Source organism: Okeania sp. SIO3B5 (assembly GCF_010692555.1).
Taxonomy (GTDB): Bacteria; Cyanobacteriota; Cyanobacteriia; order Cyanobacteriales; family Microcoleaceae; genus Okeania.
Window position 1 is genome coordinate 18,875 of sequence record NZ_JAAHHG010000089.1, and the last position, 8,452, is coordinate 27,326.

At 34.5% G+C, this 8,452-nt stretch carries 5 protein-coding genes; 1 reads left to right on the plus strand and 4 read right to left on the minus strand.

Features of this window, described 5'->3' with window-relative positions; translation table 11 throughout:
• Positions 1 to 327: 327 nt before the first annotated feature.
• From F6K54_RS14490 to F6K54_RS14505, 4 genes are all read right to left on the minus strand, one after another.
• Positions 328 to 3,378 (minus strand): formylglycine-generating enzyme family protein, encoded by a 3,051-nt coding sequence (locus F6K54_RS14490; protein ID WP_293078603.1) that lies wholly within the window; start codon positions 3,376 to 3,378, stop codon positions 328 to 330.
• A gap of 416 nt (positions 3,379 to 3,794) precedes the next feature.
• Positions 3,795 to 4,742, minus strand: coding sequence for a MoxR family ATPase (locus tag F6K54_RS14495; RefSeq protein WP_293078604.1), 948 nt, complete (start codon positions 4,740 to 4,742; stop codon positions 3,795 to 3,797).
• Between the two features lie 163 nt (positions 4,743 to 4,905).
• Positions 4,906 to 6,954: a CHAT domain-containing protein gene (locus F6K54_RS14500; protein WP_293078606.1), complete on the minus strand. Its 2,049-nt coding sequence runs from the start codon at positions 6,952 to 6,954 to the stop codon at positions 4,906 to 4,908.
• 54 nt (positions 6,955 to 7,008) lie between these two features.
• Entirely contained in the window at positions 7,009 to 7,911 is a 903-nt protein-coding gene (locus F6K54_RS14505; RefSeq protein WP_293078608.1) for a hypothetical protein, read from the minus strand.
• Positions 7,912 to 8,219: 308 nt separating this feature from the next.
• On the opposite strand from F6K54_RS14505, the gene F6K54_RS14510 reads away from it, so the two are divergent.
• Positions 8,220 to 8,452, plus strand: a 233-nt coding sequence (locus F6K54_RS14510; RefSeq protein ID WP_293078610.1) for a hypothetical protein, incomplete at its 3' end; no start/stop codon positions are given.

Consider the following 8,452-nt stretch of genomic DNA (forward strand, 5'->3'; position numbering starts at 1 on the left):
TTCCTGATAATTTGATTCTCGATCCAGGTCAATGAAGATAATTTATACCGTATAAATACTGAATCAAGATGGTTTTTTCATACTACTTTTTATGTTACAAATTGACGTGCGGAATGTGGGATAAAAACTTCTGACTTCTGACTTCAAACTTCTGACTTCATTTTATCTCCATCAGGACTTACGCAAAGGCACTATTTATGGAGTCCAAGTACTATTGGACAATAGTTTTGAGCGCTATATATAGCGTATCTGCGTAAGTCCTATCCATTATAAAAACTTCTGACTTTCCTGCGGAATGCTGCGCAAACAAACTTCTGACTTCTGACTTCATTCACTCCCGCCATCGCATACTACACGAAAACCAATATAGTTGAAGTGGTAGTCGCGCCTATAGATGTAGTTGCGAATTGCAGAACGGCAGTCATCAGGATAGTTGAGCCAGGAACTGCCCCGCAGCACGGTATACTTTTCTTTCTCATCATTAATGGTATAATTACTGGTCTCATTATGATCAAGCCAAGCCGTTCCATCAGTTGGGGCATTTTCATAATTCTCATGCCAATCATCAGCACACCATTCCCAGACATTCCCGTGCATATCATATAATCCAAAAGCATTAGGAGGAAATTGGCCAACAGGAGTTGTTTCTTTTCTATAGAACCCATTTGCTTCACCAGCATAAGTTTCGGAAGCATCATAATTAGCTAATTCTCCTGTGATAGTTTCTCCAAAGTAAAAAGGGGTTGTGGTTCTCGCACAACAAGCATATTCCCATTCGGCTTCACTGGGTAGCCTGTACTTCCTTCCAGTTAGTATTGAGAGTCGTTGACAAAATTCTACTGCTTCGTACCAATTCACATCCTCAACTGGCCTTTGCCATCTATCTATATTTTTGTATGGTTCTTTAAAACGAGATGGTTCTGGATCTAAATCTAAATTCACCTTCAAGTCTGTTCGGGAGGCGATCGCTTTCCACTGTCCTTGAGTAATAGGATATTTACCCATAAAGAAGGGAGGAACAGTCACATCATGTTGGGGACGTTCATCATCATTGCTGTCTTTTTCACTTTCAGGAGAACCCATGGTAAAAGTACCGTCAGAAATAGCTACCATTTCTAAGGTAACGTTATCTGGAAGGGTTTCGGTGAAGTAAAAGGCGTTATTAATAGCACTTTGGACAATTTTTCCACGTCCATCAACAGTAGGGGTTTCAAAACTCCACTCTTGGAATTCTGTTCCTGTTTCAAGCAATATAGGAGGTGGGAGTGTGGGGGGAGAGGGTAATGGAGGGGGTATCTCCTCTTCAAAAACAATAGTAGCAACATCAATTTCAACTTCATAATATTCAAAGGCTTTACTAATATCTGGAGTTATATATTGAGAATATAAAAATGACTGTATAGCTGGTAATTTAGAGTGTTTTACAGACTCAAATAAATCTAGAATTTTGCTGGCAAATTTACGATAGATATTAGTTAAGCGACTGCTAATAGCTGAAGTTGAACTGAGAAGTTTTTCTGCAACTTCAGAAATAGAAAGAGATTCTTGTGGACTTGGAAACATATTGATTAAAGTTTCTGTTTCAATAGAAGTTAAATCATACTGTAGAGCAATATTTTCTAGAAAATCTATCCAATTTACAGATTCTCCTGTAACCCCAGACATCAAATTTAATCGGGCGCGACTTCTATCTAATTTTCTAATATAAGCATCATATTCTTTTCCATATTGTCTGAGAGTTGATACAGATATTGTGGCAAAAGTTTGAATTAATTCAATATCTTCATCACCCTGAAATTTCCAAGATTCAGTTAACAGAGTTGCTTCAAATTCTCGAACTGTTTCATATCCAAAATGACTGGCAATTTTTTCAGTTAAACTACCAATAACCCCTAGACAAAATTCTTTTTCTCCTAATCTCTCTAAAAATATTTCCCTAATTCCTGGTTTAAATTCAAATTCAATTTCCTGGGGATACTGATAAGAATTAAAAGGTTTAACCGGACTTAATAATCCCCCCATTGCTACTTCTGCCACATTAACTTGAGTAGATTTTGGTAATAAAGTTCGTTGCACTAAACGAATAGTAGAAAGACTGACTGGAATAGCAGATAAATATTGAATTAATTGCCAAGCTAATGCTGAAGAAGTTGCATAAAAATTATTAATTTGTTCTCTGGGAGTCAGGGGTTCTTCTTCCTCTTCTTCATCCTCTAGAAACATCAAATCTGAACCTAGTCCAGCACCAGCACACCAACTCGTTCCTTTTCCTACCATAACGTTAACCCAAGCAGCCATTGATTCTCGTTCTAAATTAAGAATTGGTAATTTAACTGTTTCTTGATTCAGATATTTTCTTTGCCAAGACTCAACAGGAATTGCCTGCCATTTTTTGGTCGGATTTTCCTTTTTATCGTTTCCTAATCGCAGTCTAATAGAATAGTCAAGATTTGTACGTTCCCACATTCTTTCGGGAAATGGATTAAGCAAAGTTAGCTTTTCTTTTGTTTCCCATTTTTGGAGAATATTGATAAATTTATCGTTTATCCAAGCTGGAGAAATACAGTCACTAACTATCAAAATTAAGCGTCTATTATTAGATGAATTTAACTGTTGGGGAGATAGGGTATTAGAGCGGGAATGAAAAGGATAAATTTGTAAATTTTCTGAATCATTATCCCATTTTATGCCATAAGGTTTGATATCTCGAAATGCTCCTAAATATTCTAGAAAGTCTTGCACTTCTGTTAATAAAGATTGCCAAAGAATCATGGAATCACTATCTTCTATGAGTAAAGCAACATCTAACCAACGTTCTTTTTTGGGAGTTAAAACTGGAAAATAACGAGGAAATTCAAAGGTACTAAGTTCTGCACTTATTCTGACAGTTTCATTAACATCCAGTTCCTGAGCAATTCGAGAATTTACTGTTTGTTTGAGGAGTTTAACAAAGCGACTTAATTCTAAAGTATTACGAAAAATTCCCGTGTCTGGCAATTTTATAGGCAATTTTTCTGTAGGAAAAGATGTTTGTTCAATTTCTGTTTTTTGAGGTTTATTTGATGGTTGGGTTAAAGGATATTGAGGTGCGGAGGAAAACGAAGATATACCACTACCCACTCTTGAATTTTGAGAGTTACCAGATTGATTAGAACTTTTATCTAATTGTTCTCCACTATCTGCTATTAAATTTTGAGAGTCATATCTACTAAAACTTTTATCTAGTTGTTCGCTACTACCTGCTGTTAAATATTGAGAGTCATCTTCTTCCTGCTCTTGTTGACTAACTTGTTGCACAAACCATAAAACCTCTGCCATCTGCATCGGATCGAGGTCCCATTGTTCTTTATTTATAAAAGATATGAATTGTTTTAACATAATTTAGTCCAGTAGGTTGGGTTGAAGCGCTCACACGGATTATGCCACGGATATACGGATTAAGAATTTAGTGCAATAAGCGTAGGTTGGGTTGAAGCGCTCACACGGATTATGCCACGGATATACGGATTAAGAATTTAGTGCAATAAGCGTAGGTTGGGTTGAAGTGCTCACACGGATTATGCCACGGATATACGGATTAAGAATTTAGTGCAATAAGCGTAGGTTGGGTTGAAGCGCTCACACGGATTATGCCACGGATATACGGATTAAGAATTTAGTGCAATAAGCGTAGGTTGGGTTTCATTCTTCAACCCAACAACAATAACGCTCACACGGATTATGGCACGGATGTACGGATTAAGAGTTTAGGTAAATAGAAAAATTTCTGACTTCTGAGTTCAAACTTCTGACTTTTATTCATCTCCAGTTGTGTTCAAATATGCCATTAAACGTTCAGTTATTACCTTTTTTTCTTGAGCATTAGGTAACGGTTTATTCATTAACATAAACGCTACATTAAGTAATTGATCTGTTGCCAAAGGCCCCTTTTCTCTTTTTTTTACAAAATCATCAATTAGTGTTTCAATATCTTTGGTTAAATTATCCCCTAAATGCGCTTTAACAATATTAGTTAATTCCTCTCGATCTGGTTCTTGAATTTCTAGTTGAATGCAGCGACGTTTAAAAGGTAAAGGAAATTCTCTTTCTCCATTACTTGTCATTATTACAATAGGAAATTTATTACAGGAGATTTGTCCATCCACAACTTCATAGCTATTACCATCATAGGTTTCAACTACTACTTTTTGATAATCCTGATGTTTTGTCAATCTTTGTAGTTCTTTAATGACAAAATAACCTTCCTCAAAAATATTTAGTAAGTCATTGGGTAAGTCAATATCACTTTTATCAATTTCATCAATAAGTAATACCCTGGGTTTTGCAGAGGAACACATGGCAGTTCCCAATGCTCCTAAACGGATATAATCTCCAATATTAAGTTTATCTTTTTCCTGTTGATTAATTTGAGCATCCTGTAAACGAGCGATCGCATCATAATAATATAATCCCTCCTGTAAGGTACTCCGGGTATTAATTGGCCAATACAAGACTTTTCCTAATTCTAATTCCAAGGCGATCGCCTTAGCTAAACTGGACTTACCTGTTCCTGGTTTTCCCGTTACCAAAAGGGGACGATGTAAATAAATAGCCATATTAACAGCATTAATTACTTTCTCACTTGCTTGAAACGTATTCTTTTGTTCCTGCTGTTGATTAAAATTCCGCCAAGGGGGAGGTTCCGGCCATTTTGTAACTGTATGAGGTGTATTATTTCCTTTAAAAATTTGCCAATTACTCATAATTTTCTCCTAAACATAAAAAGTAACTAATAACTAATAAGCATTACTCAATTAATAGCCATAAGTACCTGGACAAAATTAATTGTGCATTTTTGATTGCTATGTCATAGAGCTATCGATTGACAACAAATTTATTTATATACAAATAATTTTGTCTACTTACTTACCCAAGCCTTCTTTTTTTTGGATAATTATAAGGATTTTCCCATAAAAAGCAAAGATGATGTCCTAAATGATTAGGCTGATTTGAACTAGCTGCTAGCCTCATATCTTCCACATATTCAGGTAATTTTTTCAGATTTAAAACATTGTCATTACTTGGATTTATTAATGTATCTAAATCCAGAAGATGATTCACATTAGATTCTTTACATCTAGACCACAAAGCTATAGGAATACCAGTTTCTATCATCAACTCATAACTAATATTTTCTAACTCTTCTAATTTCGAGGGAAAATTAATCCCCAGGATATTCTTTTTACGATCGACAATTTTCAAACAATTATCATCTTGATTTTGACATTGACAAGCTAAAATATAGTGGCTCAAATTAATCTTTTGTATATGTTCCTGAAGATCATTCCATTTATCTTTCCATGATTGATAGTAATGTTTGTAAGCCAAACGTTGAGATGAACGAATATGAACAGAATGAAATTTACCCCACCCTATCCTTGTCTTTTTTCGATACTCCCAACAGTCAACAGGCAGCGATAATAAATCACCAGGAAGAATCCATTCTATAGCTATTTTTGGGTATTTTTCTGGTAGAATTTCTTCTAAATTCTCATTACATTCTTTAATTAGTTCCGGTATGTTTTCTTCAATGTCTACTTGACTATAAGTTTTATCGGTTTTAAAAGTATTTGACAAGTTTTCAAAAGAAAATTTTTGAAAAGATTCAGGAATTGCCAACCATGTCTTAACCCAGTATTTATCTGGATCATTTTTCTGGATTTTTGCACTTTCTAATTTTAAGTCTATCGCTAAATAGACATAATTATTATCATCAATAGGCTTATTTTCAACAATGTTAGAGTGGGTAGTATTAGCAAAATTTTTGTATTTACTTGTTTCAGATAATACATCAGATTCTATCTTTTTTTTTTGAAACAAATAACCATCTTCTACCCTCATAAAAATAACAGGTGTAGCAAAATCTCTATTTATAGAATTAGTCTTCATAGCAATCTTCCGACGACCATTTTGAGCAGCTATATCTACAGGTTCACCCTTTGCTAATCTTTTATAAAATTCAGCAGAAAAAGCATTAGCTGTGGCATTAGCTACTTCATATTGCATTGCTACAACTACTGGAATATTTTGAGCTACAATTTTAGCAGCTACTCCTCTAAAAGCTTCTGATTCTGACTGCTTTGCTCCTTCACAAACTTGTAAAACTACAACTCCAGGAATATGACGATTAAAAAGGTCAGCAAAATCTTCTGCATCTATCCAATTAGCTCTGTTAAGACCTTCTCTTACTAAAGCAATTTTTCCTACTTTTTCCCCTTCTTCCTCTTCAAATTTGCCATGACCTATCAAATGAAAAATATGAGGTTCTTGCTCCAATAAATTATCAATGGCATCTTGTGTAGCTGGATTTATTATAGGTAATAATTCAATTTCTTCAGATTTTTCTGCCAACTCTTTTAAAGACTTCTCTACGTCTACATATTCGACATTTCCTAAGTTTTGAGGTGCAGAAATAGCTAAAGCAATTCTCAATTTTTCTCCTTCTGCTAATTGTATAGGTTGAGCTAGATTCCATAAAGATCGACGACGAGAAAATACTAAATTAGGGTTTGTAGCAAGCCACAATGTACCTTGATTAGCACCTTCAGGAAGGCGTAAAAACTCCCATGGTAAAGCTGCAATATCTGGCAATTCTTGTTCATCAATATCCAATTCTACTCGTAAAAGCTGCTTCTCTTTCTGTACAACTTGAAAATAAAAACTAAGAAAATCTTGACGTAAGACAGAGTTAAATAAACTATCAAATAAAGATTCCCCTAGCTGACGGATTTTTCTTTTGTCTAATTCATTATTATTAGCAATTTCCAAAAGCTTTTGAATTTCTTCTTGTTTTTCTTGATAATCAAAATCCTCATAAGGTAATTTCTGCAATTGTTGTTTAATGTCGATCTTTTCTATTTGAATACGCTGACGATTATTCAGACAAATTCGATAAGTACAATAAGTTTTAGACATCAGTAAACACTTGTTTTAAAATTGATAAATATAGAACTAACCAATAAGATAAATTTACTCTGGCAGCTTCAAATGCCACTCTTCCCTGTCACCTCTGACAAATTTTTTAGCTGACTCTTCTGCATCCAAACCTAATAACTTTTTAATTCTTTCAGGAAGCTGCGTCAAAACAATATCGCTAATATTATCTGTCAACCAATTAATATTTATATCAGCCCAAGTTGTTCCAGTTAAAGTAACAGATTTTATTCTCTGAGGAACTTTAAAAATAACCCCAAACTTAGCCGTACCAACTTTCTGTATTTCCTGGTCTTGAATTCGCCAATAACAACCTGATGAACCTGTTCCTTCAGCTAAAATTTCTGGACGACCTAACTCATATTTACACTCAGGAATCACAGCAAAAGCTTTGAATTCATTTTTACTTGCTATATTAGCTTTCAAGTTAGCTGGAACAGATTTTAAGACCTCTGTTATCATCGAAGAATCAATAGCAGCATCCCAAGTTAAATTCTGATTAATTCCAACATCCATACCCACACCAAACTCGATAACTGGTTGCCATTGATGTTCGGGAAAAATACTTTGAATTATTATTCTTTCATTACTAAACTTCAGGTCACAAGTTAAACGCCAAAATCTCGCTCCTGGCTTCGGACGTAAATTAACATTTAGAGTAAAATAATAAAAATTATAATCATCCTCCATTTGTTGTTTGATGAGATGATTTAGCTCTATCCCACTCTCTTTAAATATTTCTTCTGTTAACCGAATTAACTCATTTTTAGGATTGCCAAAGCTAACCTTTGTCTCCTGTAAATCTTTAATTCTCCTGGCATTAATTCCTAACTGTTTACCGCCAGCTAATACGCCTTCTTGTTTTTGGACCTCTTCAAATAGTTCTTGCAGTAAACTTTCTGCTTGAGCAAAATCAGGTGAATCAAATTTAGCATTCATTGTTTAATAAGTCAGGTAGGCAAAAATATAAACTATAAATAATATTATTCTAGTATCGCGTTAATACCACTGTCAATATTTATCTCAACCTTAGCAGAAGAACCGCGCCATAATTTTTAATTTGGTGTTGGGATAAATGCTAACAATTAGAGATTTGTGCCATAATAATGTTCATATAAATCTGCTACGCAGTCAAGCTTTAGTGTTAGAAAAAGGTCGAAAAAATTGAAAGCAAGATATAAATAATAGAACATCCATTCCGCAACTATATCGCTCTGTTTCTGATTATTGATATTCTACCGATACTATTGTCCAATAGTTATTGTTGTGCTGAGAAAGCGATCGCTCTGTTTCTGATTATTGATATTCTACCGATACTATTGTCCAATAGTTATTGTTGTGCTGAGAAAGCGATCGCTCTGTTTCTGATTATTGATATTCTATCGATACTATTGTCCAATAGTTATTGCTGTGCTGAGAAAGCGATCGCTCTGTTTCTGATTATTGATATTCTACCGATACTATTGTCCAATAGTTATTG